Origin of the sequence: Staphylococcus sp. URHA0057, assembly GCF_000620265.1 — a bacterium.
Classification (GTDB): Bacteria; Bacillota; Bacilli; order Staphylococcales; family Staphylococcaceae; genus Staphylococcus; species Staphylococcus pasteuri.
Map to the genome: position 1 here is coordinate 56,675 of NZ_JHVS01000009.1, position 14,615 is coordinate 71,289.

Below are 14,615 nucleotides of genomic sequence, written 5' to 3' on the forward strand. Positions count from 1 at the left end.
AATATTAATAAATTAACAATGAATAAGGGAGATATTTATCAATGGCAAATACTTACATTTTTGGACACAAAAACCCAGATACAGATGCAATTTCTTCAGCAATTATTATGGCTGATTTCGAACAACAAACTGGTAATACTAATGCTAAAGCTTACCGTTTAGGTGAAGTTGGTGCTGAAACACAATTTGCTTTAGATCATTTTAACGTTAAAGCACCAGAATTATTAGAAGACAATTTAGATGGCCAAGAAGTAATTTTAGTTGACCATAACGAATTCCAACAAAGTGCTGACTCTATTGCTGATTCAACAATTAAGCATGTTGTTGACCATCATAGAATCGCTAACTTTGAAACAGCTAGTCCTTTATATTACAGAGCTGAGCCTGTTGGTTGTACAGCAACAATCCTTTACAAAATGTATAAAGAACGTGGATTTGAAATCAAACCTGAAATCGCTGGTCTAATGATCTCAGCAATTATTTCAGACAGCTTATTATTCAAATCTCCTACTTGTACTGAGGAAGACGTAAATGCTGCTCAAGCTTTAAAAGACATCGCAAACGTTGATTTAGATGCATATGGTTTAGAAATGCTAAAAGCTGGTGCTTCTACTACAGATAAATCAGCAGATGAATTATTAGATATGGATGCTAAATCATTCACTATGGGAGATTATGTAACTCGTATTGCTCAAGTTAATACAGTTGATATCGACGAAGTTTTAAACCGTAAAGAAGAATTAGAAAAATCTATGCTTGAAACAAGTGCTGAAGAAAAATATGACTTATTCGTTTTAGTAGTAACTGATATCATTAACAGTGATTCTAAAATCTTAGTTGTAGGTGCTGAAAAAGACAAAGTTGGAGAAGCATTTAATGTTCAATTAGAAGATGATATGGCGTTCTTAACTGGTGTCGTTTCTCGTAAGAAACAAGTTGTACCACAAATTACTGAAGCATTAACAAAATAATTAGATGATAAATTCAAAAAATAGTTAATCATTTTTACTGAGGCATTTAACAATGCTTCAGTTTTTTTATTTTTCATTCATTAAATGCAAAATTATTTTTGTTAAATTAGGGTATAGATATGTTATGAATCTATTTGGGAGATGTAAAAAATCTTGATTATTCTAAATATTAAGGAGGTTTATCTGTTTGAATTCAATTGAGCAATTATTTAACAATAGTAAACAGTATTTCAGTACACATCAAACTAAAGATATTAAATTTAGAAAGCACCAATTAAAAATGCTAAGTAAAAGTATTAAGCATTATGAAAATGATTTACTTGAAGCCTTACATACCGATTTAGGTAAAAGTAACGTCGAAGCTTATGCTACTGAAATTGGGATTTTATTAAAAAGTATTAAATTAGCACGTAAAGAACTTAAAAATTGGTCTAAAACTAAACAAGTAGATACACCGTTATATCTTTTCCCTACTAAAAGTTATATTAAAAAAGATCCATATGGGACTGTACTAATTATTGGTCCGTTTAACTACCCTGTTCAATTAACTTTTGAACCTTTAATAGGCGCCATTGCTGCAGGTAATACTGCAATTATTAAACCATCTGAGCTTACACCAAATGTATCTTCAGTTATTCGTAAAATTATCGAAAACACTTTTAAACCTGAATATATTGCAGTTGTTGAAGGTGGAATTGAAGAAACAAACAATTTAATCCATTTACCTTTTGACTACATGTTTTTCACTGGTAGTGAAAAAGTAGGTAAAATTGTTTATCAAGCTGCTAGCGAAAATCTTGTACCGGTTACACTTGAACTCGGTGGTAAATCCCCTGTCATTATAGATGAAACAGCTAACTTAAAAGTAGCTAGTGAAAGAATTGCTTTTGGTAAATTAACAAATGCAGGCCAAACTTGTGTTGCTCCTGATTACATTTTGGTAGATAAAAAAGTAAAAAATGATTTTATTAAATCATTGAAACAAACAATTACAGAATTTTATGGTTCGCAAATTCAAAATAGTCCAGATTTTGGAAGAATCGTAAACAATAAACACTTTAATCGTCTAAATCATATACTTACACAGCATCAAAACAAAGTTGTGTTTGGTGGTCATAGCGATGAATCTGACTTATACATTGAACCGACTATTATAGATGATGTTGAGACTTCTGATTTAATTATGCAAGAAGAAATATTTGGTCCATTACTACCTATCATTAGTTATGAACAATTTGATGAAGCATTTTCTATAATTCAAGCACGATCTAAACCATTAAGTCTTTATTTATTTAGCGAAGACGAAAACTCCACTCATCGTGTGCTTAATGAGCTTTCATTTGGTGGTGGTGCAATTAATGATACATTAATGCATTTAGCTAATCCAAATTTACCATTTGGTGGTGTTGGTCTATCTGGTATGGGTCAATATCATGGAAAATATTCATTTGATACATTTTCCCATGATAAATCTTATACTTTTAAATCAACACGCCTAGAATCAAGTCTATACTTCCCACCTTATAAAGGAAAACTCAAGTATATTAAAGTCTTTTTCAAAAATTAATATTTATGTATAAAGAATCCCTCAAGTTATGGCAACTTGAGGGATTCAATCTTATAGTTAAAAGATAACGCAAACACCTTCTGGCGCATTTGTTGCCTCATCTATTAAAGTTAATGTTCCTTTATTTTTATCTCTTTCAAATACAGTTACTTTAGATTGACCTTCTTGATGCGCGCAAATTAAATATTGATCTGATTCAGCAATATTGAAATCACGTGGAAACTCATCGCCACTTAATACAATATCGACAAGTTCAAGTTTAGCCCCATTTTCTAATACTTTATAAATCGCAATACTATCATGGCCACGATTGCTTACATATAAAAATTGTTGATCATGTGATAAATGAACCGCTGCTAATTTTGTGGCACCTTTATAATCTTCAGGAATCGTTAAATGACGTTCCAATTCTTCAAAATGACCATCATTATATTTTGTCACACTTACGATATTTGATAATTCATGTACGACATATGCATAATTTCCGTTTTCATGAAAAGCAATATGTCGAGTTCCATCAGCTGGGGTAAACTGAGAAATAGCATGTTCTTTTAGACCATTATCTCCATAAGTATATGCCACAATGCGATCTGTACCCAGGTCTGTTCCAACTACATATTTACCATCTGGTGTTTCATTTAAAAAATGAACATGTGCATGATCTTGTCTTTCATGTGGTCCAAGTGGAAAATCGTGTTCTAATTCTTGAATCAATTTTTCTATTTTTCCCGTAGTAGGGTTTAATTTATATATTCTTGCTAATCCTGCACCATAAACCGCTTCAAATAGAAATGCACCATTTGTCGATACTTGTATATAACAACCTGTTCCATTTTGCGAAGCTAAGCATTTATTTATTAATGTTAATTGACCATCATTTCCAATTTTAAAACTTGCAACACCACAATTATCGCCTTCTTTTGTTATCGCATATAAAAATTGATCGTTTCTTGTTAAATAAGTAGATGCCTCTATTTGATTTGCTGTTTCTACTTGTGTCATTTGGCCTTGTTGTTCATCGAAATCAAATTGATAAATACCTTGTCCATTGTTTTTAGTATATGAACCGATATAACCTTTTGTCATTTTAAAACGCCTCCATTTCACTTATCTCTATTCTATTAAATTTAGACGTCTAAAGACAAACTTTTAAGTACAAATTACGACATAAAAATATGTGAGGCTTAATTTAAATTGATTCGAATGTGTTGAGAGACTATTTTTAATGGAATAGGAAATTAAATCTTGCAAAATAGAACATATGTTCGTATAATGTAATTATAAATATCGAGGTGATTGAAAGATGATTAATGATTTAAATAATAGTCAATTGGATTATCGAAATATACCACGTAACAAATTAGATAGAGATATTCCTAAGGGACGTGGCATGGTTAAATGGGCACCATTTGCTACACTACCAGAGCAATTTGAAACAATATATCAATATATTATTGACCAAAATAAAATTGAACGCCCCATACTTTCAGAAGACCAATTATCTGAATTGAATTTTCGTTTACATCAATCCCTTCAATTAAACCAACCTGTTATCGTTAAATATTATGACGCTGGTTACTTTAAATCAATCGAACTTAATATTGAGCGTATCGATGCCATTACTTTTGAAGTTGAAGGCTATCAATCACATTCTTCTGAGAAATATAAGCTCTCTATATTAGATATTATAGCTATTTCTCCTTCTTAAAAACTATTTTAAGATTAAATAAAAAAGCCACTGATGATTATCTCATCAGTGACTCTTAATTAATTTGAAGCCAAATTAATTGTTATTTTCGATATCTGAAACGATTTCTTTAGTTTTTCTTTCGATATCTTCAAAGTCTTTTTTGAAAATATAAGCAAATGCAACTACACCTACACCTGCAACAACTATAGTAATAGCTACTAAACTAAATACAAATTTAAATAAACCTTTAATAAAGTTCCACATTAAAATTCACCTCTATATTTGATATGCATATCTACAATACCATATGATAGCATATTTATCGTAATCAATAAATACATACCCTTTGTACTGATAATATAAGCTTCATTTCATCAAATTTATGATAGTATAGACATATAAAAAAACGACTGATTTAAAAATCAGTCGTCGATATATAATTAATGAACCTAACTTTTAATCCATTTAACAATCGCAGATTTGGCACGTTGATAAGTTCTATACATTGTATCACTCCTAAATAGATAATTTAAAAAAGTTATCAATAACTAGTTACAATATTATTGTATAGAAATTTACTTAAAATAACAATTAAAGTAATATTAATATTTTATTACAATATGTAAATTTTTCTTAAGGAGCATATTTATAATGCAAAATGTTCAAACCGATATAATGACACATAGAGGATCCCATTATGATTTAGGTGTTCAAACAGGTAACTGGTTAAAACAAACCAAATTATTAAAGAATCGAGAACAAGAATGGAAAAAAAGAATACCTCGATTTGATATAGATATTAATGAAACCCACTCAATCTTTCAAATATATGCGCCAAAAATTTGGGAAGAAATTATGGGAATGCAAGATGTACTAAAATTACCTACACGACAAATGATTTTAAATTTTGCTCATTATCGTTTCACAGATTTAAAGGATAGTGGTTGTACTGTATTTAGAGGACAAGATTTTATTGTTAGAAATTATGATTATCATCCCGCAACATATGATGGTAGATACTTACTATTTCAACCTAATGATGGAGGATTAGCACAAATTGGTCCCACTTCGAGAGTCACTGGTAGAATGGATGGAATGAATGAAGCCGGTTTAGTTATGGCATATAATTTCATGCACCGTAAAAAGCCTGCTAATGGTTTTGTTTGCTATATGATTGGAAGATTAATATTAGAACTTTGTAAGGATGTAGATGGAGCCATTCAACTATTAAAAAATCTTCCACACCGTAGTTCTTTCAGTTACATTTTAATGGATAAAGAATTAAATCATGCAATAGTTGAAGTTACACCAAGAGATATCCAAGTACGATACGATAATATCTGTACAAATCATTATGAAATATTAACACATGAAAACCGAAACTATACTCAAGAATCTAAAGAACGGTTGGCACGTACAGTTAAACAAACTCATGCTCAATTAAATAAACACGAGGCATTTAAACTCTTTAATGATCCACAATATAACATATATAGTAAACTTTTTAGAAGTTGGTCAGGTACTATTCATACTTCTATGTATGAGCCAAAATCCCTAACTGCATGGATGACTTTAGGTGAAAATAAGGCTCCATCTTCAATTAATTTTAATAACTGGTTAAATGGTATGGAATTACAACAAACATCATTTGAAGGAATAATTGATAGCGACTTAACGTTTGCAACACATTAAAAATAAAAAAGTACAAAAAGAAATTTAAAACAATTTCTTTTTGTACTTTTCTCATTATTATTTAATCGTAATATCACCATCAACAGTATAAAATTCTAAAACATTGTTACTTTTCCCTACTTTACTTTCATGGAAGTTTTTATTTTTAATTAAAGATTGGCCTTTACTTGGCTGTAACTTCAATAAGGTATCTTGAGGTTTATCTTTATATTTAAAATTGATATTTCCATCTTTAGTAGAAGCTTTTATATCTGTTTTAGATGGCATGTTGCTAAAATTAATATCTCCTTTATTTATTAAGAAAATAGAATTATTAATACTACTATGTCTAGCTTTAATATCACCTGAATCTATATTGATATGCGTGTCTTTAAATTTAGAGTTATTCAAAGAAAAATTTAAATTTTCACCTTTAAATTCAGAATCATCGAATTCACTATTATTAATACTAATTTGACCCAAATTATTATTTAATGATAGCTTTTTTATTTTTAAATTGTCTATAGCTTCTTTACTATTAATAGAATTCAGAGATAAAGTATCAAGTTTTTTATTTGGAACTTCAATTACTAATTGATTGCCATTTTTTCTAAAAGGGTTTATATCAATGGAGTATCCTCTATTAACATTCTTTTTCTCCGTCACTTTTAAATTATTTCTATCCTTTTTAACTGTAACATTACTATCACCATTATATTTAATCTTAAATTGTGAACCTTTTACCAATTTAACATCGGCGTATTCTAATTTTACAGATATATTTTTAAAGTTATATCGAGGATAGTTTTCATTGAATTTCTTTTCTTCATAATGTGGTTTCTCAAAGGCAAACCATGTGATAGATGCACCTATAAAGAAAACAATAAAAATGATAAGACCTGAAAACATTAGCTTTCTCATCTTTGAACGCGTCCTTTAATTGTTTTAATATACCATTTCAAATATTTTAATATAAGTCTATAAATTCCTTCTAAAACCTTAAAAGTTAAGACCATCAATACTAATCCTAAGCCTGTATAAGAAATTGAAAATAAAATATTACTGACTGAATTGTGTATACCTTTTTGAATAGACGATATAAATAAATTTAAAGGCATACAAATTAAAAATACTGAAACTATAAACAAAACTACAAATATCAAACTAATTAAAAATACTGGGATTAGAACTAAAAATATAGATAATAAACCTAAACTTAGTGAGGCTGTAACAGCTCTAATGATGTTATGAAAAGTCGGTTTAACTTCCGCATATTCAATCGCACTACTAGCTTTAACTTGTTTAGCTATATCCTCAGGTTCTTTAAGTTCTTTTACTATTTCTGCTTCAGACTTTCCTTTCAATTCTTCTTCATAAAAATAATGTTCATAGTCAAACATTTTTTTATCTTTTTCTTTCTTGGGAAGTTCATCTAGGGATACTTCTAATTCATTTAAAAATGTGATTTTATCCATAGTATTGTCACTCTTTCTGCCAATTTTTCTATATTAGTTGCAATACTAATGTCCAACTATTCTCTACTTACTAAAAAACTCGATACGTTTTACTATATCATCTTTATATAAAATATTTAATTTCATGTGGTTATCGCGGTCTCTGTATGTAATAGATTGATAATTTTTACCTATTTTATTTTTTTGATAATTACTACCTAAGGAATTAATAGCTTGATCAATATGGCTACCAATTTTAACATCAAAGTTAGTAGGAACATCTTTATCTTTAACTAGTACAATTCCTTTTACGATATTTTTCTTTTTATGAACTTTTAACGTTAAATCATTATGTTCTCTATGATTATAGAACGTATAACGATCTACTTTAATATTTTTATTTACCTTATAATTTTTCTTATGAAATTGATCATTTAAATGTATACCATTTATTGAAGTATTTGATAAATCGACAGTTTTTATATTGTTATAAATTGAAATACCAATAAGAAGTAAGATACTTAAAATTAAAAATAGTATCGTAATTACCCAACGATTCTGTATACGCAATGATGGTCACCACTTTCGACTTATTATATTAAATATAGCATAAGGTTTATTTACTTCCATCTTACGTCATACTTTTCATTAAATGAGAGAATTTTTAAAATATTTTAATTTATTTACACTTTAGAAATTGGTATAATGTATAAAATAATTAAAGGAGGTTTTTACGATGACTCGTTTAGAAACATATTTCAAAAAAAGCCAAGACATCGGACCTTATATTGAACAAATGCAAGAAAATAAAGATAATCTAGTTTCTATTTATAATTCTTTTAAGTTACCTGAAGATGATGAGAGATTAGAAAAATTAAAATCCTCTAATTATTCTAATGTATTAGTAATTACAGAAGATTGGTGTGGCGATGCAATGATGAATCTACCAATACTTAAGCATATCGCCGAAGCTCTAAATTTACATGTAAAAGTATTCCACCGCGATGATGATACTCAACTTATCGATCAATATTTAACAAATGGAAAATCTCGTTCTATACCTATTTTTGTATTTTTAAATGATCAATACGAACAAGAAACAGTTTGGGGTCCACGCGCTAAAGAAGTTCAAGCGTTTGTGACAAACTTACGCGAAGACACATTACCAAGTAAAGAACATCCAGATTATGATGATAAAGTAAAAGAAACACATTTAATTATTTCTAATCGATATAAAACAGACTCATCTTTTTGGAGTGCTGTGTATAATTCAATCATCGATCAAATGCTATATAAATAAATCATATTTAAGATGAAGCTATTTAATTTTAAGTAGCTTCATCTTTTTTAAATTAGTCTCCAATTTAATTTTTAACATGTTTCTTCTACATAAAAAACCGGGACCATATAGTCCCGGATGATAACAATTTATATATCTCGTTTTGCGGCATATAATACATTTGCAATAAATAATACTACAATTGACGCTATAGATATAAACCATTGCCAATGTGAAAATGATATATCTGATGAAGTCATTTTCTCAGTCAAATAAGTGAATGGAATATATTTAAATGACTTATGAATGTCATCACCAATATTTGGAATTAATCCAACAAGTGGTTGGATAAATGGAACAATTAATAATAGGAATATACCTAAAGTAAATATAACAGCTGGTTTCTCAACTGCTAATGTAATTAAGAATAAAAATAAACCAAAGAATAGGAAGAAGATAAGGTAAAACCAAATATTTGTTAAAAAGTTATCTCCATCTATACTTTTACCTTTAGTAGTTGCTTCTATAATAATAATTACTAAATATTGAATTAATGTAAATAAAAATGAAATTAAGATCATAGAAATTGTTTTAGCAATAATATAACCAATTCTACTGCTCATTTTGTTCATGTATAATTGAATTGTACCTTGTGAATAATCTCTAGTGATTGTTTCAATGATAAATAATAAACCAGCGAATAAGAATAACCAATTGGCCATAATAAATACCATCGTATAATTCACTTTATGACCAGGATTATAATTTGCCATCATCGTAGCTTGAAAAACAGTTAAACCTACCACAAGTATAAACGCAATATACGTAAGCGGACTTTTAATAATACTTATTAAATCGTGTTTTACTAATTGTAACGCTCTCATTATTTATCACCTCTTTGATTGATATTAAAGTAAGTATCACGTAATGAGCTTTTACGTGTTTCAATATATTTAGGATAAATATTGAGTTTAGCAAGTGATTGTATTACATCTTTATAGTTACTTTGTGCTTTAATAATAATCTCACCATTATCTTTACTAGATTGTTGAACATGGAATTTTTCTGTCAATATTTCTAATGACTTTCCAAAGTCTTCTTTATCAATCGTAATAATTGTACTATCTTTAGGTCCACCATCTTTCATATTCACATCTTGCACAAATGTGCCATCTCTTAAAAATACTGCTCTATCACAAATCAATTCAATATCTTCTAACTTATGACTAGAAATTAAAATTTTCATCTCTAATTGTTTAACAAGTGATTGAATCGTTTTAAGTACGTCTATAGAACCGTCAGGATCCATACCATTTGTTGGCTCATCTAAAATTAAGTATTTAGGTTTATTCATTAGAGACACCGCAATTGCTAATTTTTGTTTCATTCCCATTGAATATTTTTTAACTTTTTTCTTGATATAAGGTCTCATACCAAAAGCATCTATAATATGATCAGCATACTTTTTATCAAAACCTTTACCTAATACTTGTGCAAATAATTTTAAATTATATAAACCAGTTTTATTATCATACAATTTAGGATGTTCTATTAAATAACCTACATTTTCATCATTTGGCAAATTAACTTTACCTTCAAAATTAATAATATTTCCATTCATTACTTTCATTAAGGTTGTTTTACCAACACCATTTTTACCAATTAGCCCTACTATCTGACTATTGCCGAAATCAAAATCGATATGATCAATTACCGTATTGTGTCCATACTTTTTTGTAATTTGTTCTAATTTCATCGTAGACCTCCTTTAATGAGTACGTTTTTTTATTTTATTTATTTGAATGATGTAATTAATAATTAAACCTATGAGACTTAAAACTAAAAATCCATAATTTAAAAAATATGAATAAAAGTATGGAATTTGACTATGGTTTAAAAATATATAATTAATTAAAATGAGTATAACGGATAAAAGAAAAGGTAATACAAACATAATTAAAATAATATATGCTATATAAGATACACGTTCTGTTTTAAATTCAGTACTCTTCCTAAATGCGATTGGAATAGACAAAAAGTTCGCTACAATATAAGCATATGTAGTAGAAAAGTAAATTGAATTTGTCTGTATTGAGTCTGATTCGTAACCATATAAAGTTATGACTACTGCACCAAATAAAGTAAATAATATACATGTAATATAATTTGCATTTAACATATTTTTTCTAGAGACTGGTAAACTAGCAAAAAATAAAAATGCTTTGTCGCCACCTAATCGTCTATGAAATCTAAATAGATGACCTGCATCAAGTAAAGATACAATCATTAAAACTAATCCTATTGGTATTGCAAACATTGACTTTAATAACGGATTAGGTTTCATTAAAAATATATAAATTGGATAAAATAAAATGAGTGCTGTGTATAAAGATAATGTTAAATATCTTAATTTTACATTTCTAATCAAAAGTTGTTTCATTTGATAGCCTCACTTTCTTTAGTAAAGGCATGAGTGGGATTACTTTTATATTTTTCTAAGTAAATCATCAATTCTTCAATGCTAGGATTTTGAATTTCAATTTGACTACCAAACAGTTCTTTAAATGTACTAGCATACTGCGTTAATGCTTTATAACCAGTTCTTCTACTTTCTTTATAAATCAATAGGTCTTCTAACTCATTATCAAGGTCCTCATTAAAACCTTTGACTATTTTAAACTGATTAATTAAATCTTCTAAAGAATCATTTAATATGATTTCTCCATCTCGTATATATACTAAATAATCTGCAATTTTTTCTAAATCCGAAATAATATGTGTTGAAATAAAAACTGTTTTTTCTTCATCAATCAGTTCTTGTTGAATAATTTCTAAAACTTCATTTCTAACTATGGGATCTAATCCTGATGTTGGTTCATCTAATACAAATAGCTCTGAATGATGACTAAAAGCAATTGCAAGAGACAATTTCATTTTCATACCTGTAGAAAATTGATTGATTTTTTGTTTATATGGTAATTCAAATTTATGTAGATAATGTTGAAATAAATCTTTATCCCATTTTTTATAAAATGGAGATATGATACTTTCTAATTTCTTTATAGACCACTTTTCATTGAAATAAGTCTCAGAATAAACAAAACCTATTTTATTCTTTAAATCAATAGGATTATTTATCATACTATCCCCTAAAATCGAAATACTACCGCTATCACATTGCATTAAATCCATAATTAATCGTATGACTGTTGTTTTCCCTGCACCATTAGCACCAATGAATCCTGTCACAAATCCACGAGGTACTTCAAAAGATACGTTTTTAAGTTGAAAATTATGATCCGAGTAATTAACTTTATTCAATTCTATAGCGTTCATAATTATTCCTCCTCATATATTAAAGAAAGAATTTCTTGAAGTTCTTCCAAAGACATTCCAATTGTCTTCGCTTCTTTAGTCATTGATTTAGCTAAATTCTCAATAACGAAGAACTGTTTTTCTTTAAGAATTGAATTATCTTGCTCTTTTACAAATGTGCCTTTACCTCTTATCGTAGTTACAAATCCATCTTTCTCTAAATCTTCATAAGCTCGTTTAGTTGTAATTAAACTCACTTGCAAATCTTTTGCTAACTCACGCATTGAAGGTAAATGTTCACCTGAAGATACGTATCCTTTTAAAATATTCTCTTTAATTTGTTGTTTAATTTGTTCATATATGGGATGTTCACTGGTGTTTTTCAAAATAATTTTCATTGATGTCCCCCTTTTCTCCTGTATATATACAATATACACACTATATACACTTTTGTAAAGGGTAACTATTAAAATGACTGTATAGAGAATTTAACTAGAACATTTAAATGCATAGACAATATATATACACAGTAAAAAAACAGTATGAACATTTTCATACTGTCTAAAATAAATTATTCAATTGACCTAAAATATCATTTCCTATTACGACGATCATTATTTCTACTAATAAATGCACAAATCATAAACATAATGGCTGCAAGTAGAAGTTTTATTCCTGAAGATTCGTTACCTGTAGCTTGTAAGTAATAACCAATAATGAATAATAAGACTGCTAATACTACAAATATTTTAGTCATATGCTTCACTGTACTCACCTCAATAGTATAAATTATATCAAATTTTGTTTTATAGATGTACTCCATTCATATATTATATTGATTGCGATATGTTTAACGTAATGTTACTATAAATTTGTATCCACAAATTATACTACACAACCCCAAACCTGGTACCAGCAGGCTTGGGGTTATTTTTGTGTACGGTCATCTATTTGTCTTTCCAATTGATTTCTAACCAAATTCTAAAGACAACTAGTAGTCCACCAGTTAATAAAGTGATAATTCCATCTTGCCACCACGTCATTATACTACACCTCCCAAATGCAAAGTGTCATATATGTCGATGACCTAAGATTATCTTAACACAAAAACAGAACGTATGTTCGTATTTATATTAGAAAATCTTTTCAATAACTAAGAATACTTTATCTTTAGTTAAATTCAAGCTAATATAAAGATAATGACTTTATTTTATAAAAGCGAGGTTATTCAATATGAACCCATTAGCCCAAAATTTAAATGAGCAACTTAATAATTCAAATCCAGAAATTTTACATATGCTTTCTGATTTGGGTCAAAAAATGTTTTATCCAAAAGGTATACTTTCTCAATCTGCTGAAGCTAAAAGTACTCAATATAATGCAACTATTGGGATGGCAACTAATGATAAAGGTAAAATGTATGCAGATTCATTAAATCAAATGTTTAATGATTTAACACCAGATGAAATTTTTCCTTATGCACCACCTCAAGGTGTCGAAGAATTACGTGACTTATGGCAAGCAAAAATGTTAAAAGACAATCCAGATTTAACTAAACAAGTAATGACACGTCCAATTGTCACTAACGCACTTACACATGGTCTTTCACTTGTAGCAGATTTATTTATAAATTCTGGAGATACTGTTTTATTACCTGAACATAATTGGGGAAATTATAAACTTGTTTTTGATACTCGTAATAATGCAAATATTTCAACTTACCCAATTTTTGATGAAAATGGACATTATACTACTGATGAGTTAGTTAAAACATTAGAATCTTATAATCAAGATAAAGTAGTAATGATTCTTAATTATCCTAACAATCCAACTGGCTATACACCTAATAAAGATGAAGTACATACAATTGTTAAAGCTATTGAACAATTGGCTAGTAAAGGAACTCAAGTTGTAGCTGTTATCGACGACGCTTATTATGGTTTGTTTTACGAAGACGTATATACACAATCCTTATTCACTGCATTAACTAATATCAATTCTAAAAATGTGTTACCTGTACGATTAGATGGTGCTACAAAAGAATTCTTTGCTTGGGGATTCCGTGTTGGATTTATCACATTTGGTGTTGAAGATGAAATTGCAAAAGATGTATTGGAAGCAAAAACTAAAGGTCTAATTCGCAGTAATATTTCAAGTGGACCTCTTCCATCACAAAGTGCAGTTAAACATGTATTGAAGAATAACGATCAATTTAATAAAGAAATCGAGCAAAATATTACGACCTTACGTGAACGATATGAAGTTACAAAATCAGTAGTTTACGACGAAAAATATGCTTCACACTGGCAAGCTTATGACTTTAATTCTGGTTATTTCATGGCGATTAAAGTTAAAGATGTTGACCCTGAAACATTACGTAAACATCTGATTGAACAATATTCAATTGGTGTTATTGCATTAAATCAAACAGATATACGTATTGCTTTTAGTTGTGTTGAAAAATCTGATATTCCTCATGTATTTGATTCCATTGCAAAAGCTATTGATGATTTACGTTAAAGTTAAGATAAAAAGGTTAGACCAAATGAATGGTCTAACCTTTTTAATATTGGTAATTAAGTTGTAGTTATATAAAAATCAATAAAATAAAACTTATAATTGCTAATGAAAATGGTCCAAATGTTTTTAATTTATCTTTTATAGTTAT

18 protein-coding genes are annotated in these 14,615 nt (G+C 28.5%); 6 read left to right on the plus strand and 12 right to left on the minus strand.

The genetic code is table 11. The features are described 5' to 3' along the window. The first annotated feature begins 41 nt into the window (after positions 1-41). A complete protein-coding gene (locus N524_RS0106630; protein WP_029056023.1) occupies positions 42-971 on the plus strand; it encodes a manganese-dependent inorganic pyrophosphatase in 930 nt (309 codons plus the stop codon). Positions 972-1,158: 187 nt separating this feature from the next. After that, the gene (locus N524_RS0106635) at positions 1,159-2,538 is read left to right on the plus strand and encodes an aldehyde dehydrogenase (protein ID WP_029056024.1); all 1,380 of its coding nucleotides are present in this window, start codon (positions 1,159-1,161) and stop codon (positions 2,536-2,538) included. A gap of 57 nt (positions 2,539-2,595) precedes the next feature. Here N524_RS0106635 and pglS read toward each other — a convergent pair whose 3' ends face one another. Beyond that, on the minus strand, positions 2,596-3,624 hold the full coding sequence (gene pglS / locus N524_RS0106640; protein ID WP_029056025.1) for a 6-phosphogluconolactonase: 1,029 nt from the start codon (positions 3,622-3,624) through the stop codon (positions 2,596-2,598). Between the two features lie 217 nt (positions 3,625-3,841). Here pglS and N524_RS0106645 point away from each other — a divergent pair, with 217 nt between their 5' ends. Then, positions 3,842-4,246 (plus strand): YolD-like family protein, encoded by a 405-nt coding sequence (locus N524_RS0106645; RefSeq protein ID WP_037555615.1) that lies wholly within the window; start codon positions 3,842-3,844, stop codon positions 4,244-4,246. 75 nt (positions 4,247-4,321) lie between these two features. On the opposite strand, the gene N524_RS13390 is transcribed toward N524_RS0106645, so the two are convergent. Then, positions 4,322-4,492, minus strand: coding sequence for a hypothetical protein (locus tag N524_RS13390; protein ID WP_123186442.1), 171 nt, complete (start codon positions 4,490-4,492; stop codon positions 4,322-4,324). A 387-nt stretch (positions 4,493-4,879) separates the two neighbouring features. Between N524_RS13390 and N524_RS0106655 the strand changes: the two genes are divergently transcribed. Beyond that, positions 4,880-5,920, plus strand: a complete 1,041-nt coding sequence (locus tag N524_RS0106655) for a C45 family autoproteolytic acyltransferase/hydolase (protein ID WP_029056027.1) — start codon at positions 4,880-4,882, stop codon at positions 5,918-5,920. Between the two features lie 57 nt (positions 5,921-5,977). On the opposite strand, the gene N524_RS0106660 is transcribed toward N524_RS0106655, so the two are convergent. The 3 genes from N524_RS0106660 to N524_RS0106670 all read right to left on the minus strand — a co-directional run bounded on the left by N524_RS0106660 (position 5,978) and on the right by N524_RS0106670 (position 7,923). Further along, positions 5,978-6,808: a DUF4097 family beta strand repeat-containing protein gene (locus N524_RS0106660; RefSeq protein ID WP_231460192.1), complete on the minus strand. Its 831-nt coding sequence runs from the start codon at positions 6,806-6,808 to the stop codon at positions 5,978-5,980. 8 nt (positions 6,809-6,816) lie between these two features. Next, a complete protein-coding gene (locus N524_RS0106665; RefSeq protein WP_029056029.1) occupies positions 6,817-7,374 on the minus strand; it encodes an HAAS signaling domain-containing protein in 558 nt (185 codons plus the stop codon). Between the two features lie 63 nt (positions 7,375-7,437). Further along, a complete protein-coding gene (locus N524_RS0106670) occupies positions 7,438-7,923 on the minus strand; it encodes a hypothetical protein (protein ID WP_029056030.1) in 486 nt (161 codons plus the stop codon). Between the two features lie 166 nt (positions 7,924-8,089). On the opposite strand from N524_RS0106670, the gene N524_RS0106675 reads away from it, so the two are divergent. Next, complete coding sequence (locus N524_RS0106675; RefSeq protein ID WP_029056031.1) at positions 8,090-8,653, plus strand: thioredoxin family protein; 564 nt, start codon at positions 8,090-8,092, stop codon at positions 8,651-8,653. Between the two features lie 128 nt (positions 8,654-8,781). On the opposite strand, the gene pmtD is transcribed toward N524_RS0106675, so the two are convergent. The 7 genes from pmtD to N524_RS13655 all read right to left on the minus strand — a co-directional run bounded on the left by pmtD (position 8,782) and on the right by N524_RS13655 (position 12,990). Further along, a complete protein-coding gene (pmtD, locus tag N524_RS0106680; RefSeq protein ID WP_029056032.1) occupies positions 8,782-9,516 on the minus strand; it encodes a phenol-soluble modulin export ABC transporter permease subunit PmtD in 735 nt (244 codons plus the stop codon). Further along, on the minus strand, positions 9,516-10,388 hold the full coding sequence (gene pmtC / locus N524_RS0106685) for a phenol-soluble modulin export ABC transporter ATP-binding protein PmtC (RefSeq protein WP_029056033.1): 873 nt from the start codon (positions 10,386-10,388) through the stop codon (positions 9,516-9,518). Before pmtC ends, pmtD begins: the two co-directional genes overlap by 1 nt. Positions 10,389-10,400: 12 nt before the next feature. After that, positions 10,401-11,072 carry a phenol-soluble modulin export ABC transporter permease subunit PmtB gene (gene pmtB, locus N524_RS0106690; RefSeq protein ID WP_029056034.1) on the minus strand — a complete coding sequence of 224 codons (672 nt, stop codon included), beginning with the start codon at positions 11,070-11,072 and terminating at the stop codon, positions 10,401-10,403. Further along, positions 11,069-11,968 carry a phenol-soluble modulin export ABC transporter ATP-binding protein PmtA gene (gene pmtA, locus N524_RS12780; RefSeq protein WP_051522837.1) on the minus strand — a complete coding sequence of 300 codons (900 nt, stop codon included), beginning with the start codon at positions 11,966-11,968 and terminating at the stop codon, positions 11,069-11,071. Before pmtA ends, pmtB begins: the two co-directional genes overlap by 4 nt. A gap of 2 nt (positions 11,969-11,970) precedes the next feature. Next, complete coding sequence (pmtR, locus tag N524_RS0106700) at positions 11,971-12,345, minus strand: PSM export ABC transporter transcriptional regulator PmtR (RefSeq protein ID WP_017638084.1); 375 nt, start codon at positions 12,343-12,345, stop codon at positions 11,971-11,973. A 194-nt stretch (positions 12,346-12,539) separates the two neighbouring features. Next, entirely contained in the window at positions 12,540-12,713 is a 174-nt protein-coding gene (locus tag N524_RS13395) for an SE1626 family protein (RefSeq protein ID WP_029056035.1), read from the minus strand. A 181-nt stretch (positions 12,714-12,894) separates the two neighbouring features. After that, positions 12,895-12,990 carry a Trp-rich small protein gene (locus N524_RS13655; RefSeq protein WP_017638086.1) on the minus strand — a complete coding sequence of 32 codons (96 nt, stop codon included), beginning with the start codon at positions 12,988-12,990 and terminating at the stop codon, positions 12,895-12,897. 190 nt (positions 12,991-13,180) lie between these two features. Between N524_RS13655 and N524_RS0106715 the strand changes: the two genes are divergently transcribed. Then, on the plus strand, positions 13,181-14,467 hold the full coding sequence (locus tag N524_RS0106715) for an aminotransferase class I/II-fold pyridoxal phosphate-dependent enzyme (RefSeq protein ID WP_029056036.1): 1,287 nt from the start codon (positions 13,181-13,183) through the stop codon (positions 14,465-14,467). Positions 14,468-14,615 lie beyond the last annotated feature (148 nt).

Coding starts and splice junctions, on each gene's coding strand:
- N524_RS0106630 (WP_029056023.1), top strand. CDS start 42: ATGGCAAATACTTACATTTTTGGACACAAAAACCCAGATACAGATGCA.
- pglS (WP_029056025.1), bottom strand. CDS start 3,624: ATGACAAAAGGTTATATCGGTTCATATACTAAAAACAATGGACAAGGT.
- N524_RS0106645 (WP_037555615.1), top strand. CDS start 3,842: ATGATTAATGATTTAAATAATAGTCAATTGGATTATCGAAATATACCA.
- N524_RS13390 (WP_123186442.1), bottom strand. CDS start 4,492: ATGTGGAACTTTATTAAAGGTTTATTTAAATTTGTATTTAGTTTAGTA.
- N524_RS0106655 (WP_029056027.1), top strand. CDS start 4,880: ATGCAAAATGTTCAAACCGATATAATGACACATAGAGGATCCCATTAT.
- N524_RS0106660 (WP_231460192.1), bottom strand. CDS start 6,808: ATGTTTTCAGGTCTTATCATTTTTATTGTTTTCTTTATAGGTGCATCT.
- N524_RS0106665 (WP_029056029.1), bottom strand. CDS start 7,374: ATGGATAAAATCACATTTTTAAATGAATTAGAAGTATCCCTAGATGAA.
- N524_RS0106675 (WP_029056031.1), top strand. CDS start 8,090: ATGACTCGTTTAGAAACATATTTCAAAAAAAGCCAAGACATCGGACCT.
- pmtD (WP_029056032.1), bottom strand. CDS start 9,516: ATGAGAGCGTTACAATTAGTAAAACACGATTTAATAAGTATTATTAAA.
- pmtC (WP_029056033.1), bottom strand. CDS start 10,388: ATGAAATTAGAACAAATTACAAAAAAGTATGGACACAATACGGTAATT.
- pmtB (WP_029056034.1), bottom strand. CDS start 11,072: ATGAAACAACTTTTGATTAGAAATGTAAAATTAAGATATTTAACATTA.
- pmtA (WP_051522837.1), bottom strand. CDS start 11,968: ATGAACGCTATAGAATTGAATAAAGTTAATTACTCGGATCATAATTTT.
- pmtR (WP_017638084.1), bottom strand. CDS start 12,345: ATGAAAATTATTTTGAAAAACACCAGTGAACATCCCATATATGAACAA.
- N524_RS13655 (WP_017638086.1), bottom strand. CDS start 12,990: ATGACGTGGTGGCAAGATGGAATTATCACTTTATTAACTGGTGGACTA.
- N524_RS0106715 (WP_029056036.1), top strand. CDS start 13,181: ATGAACCCATTAGCCCAAAATTTAAATGAGCAACTTAATAATTCAAAT.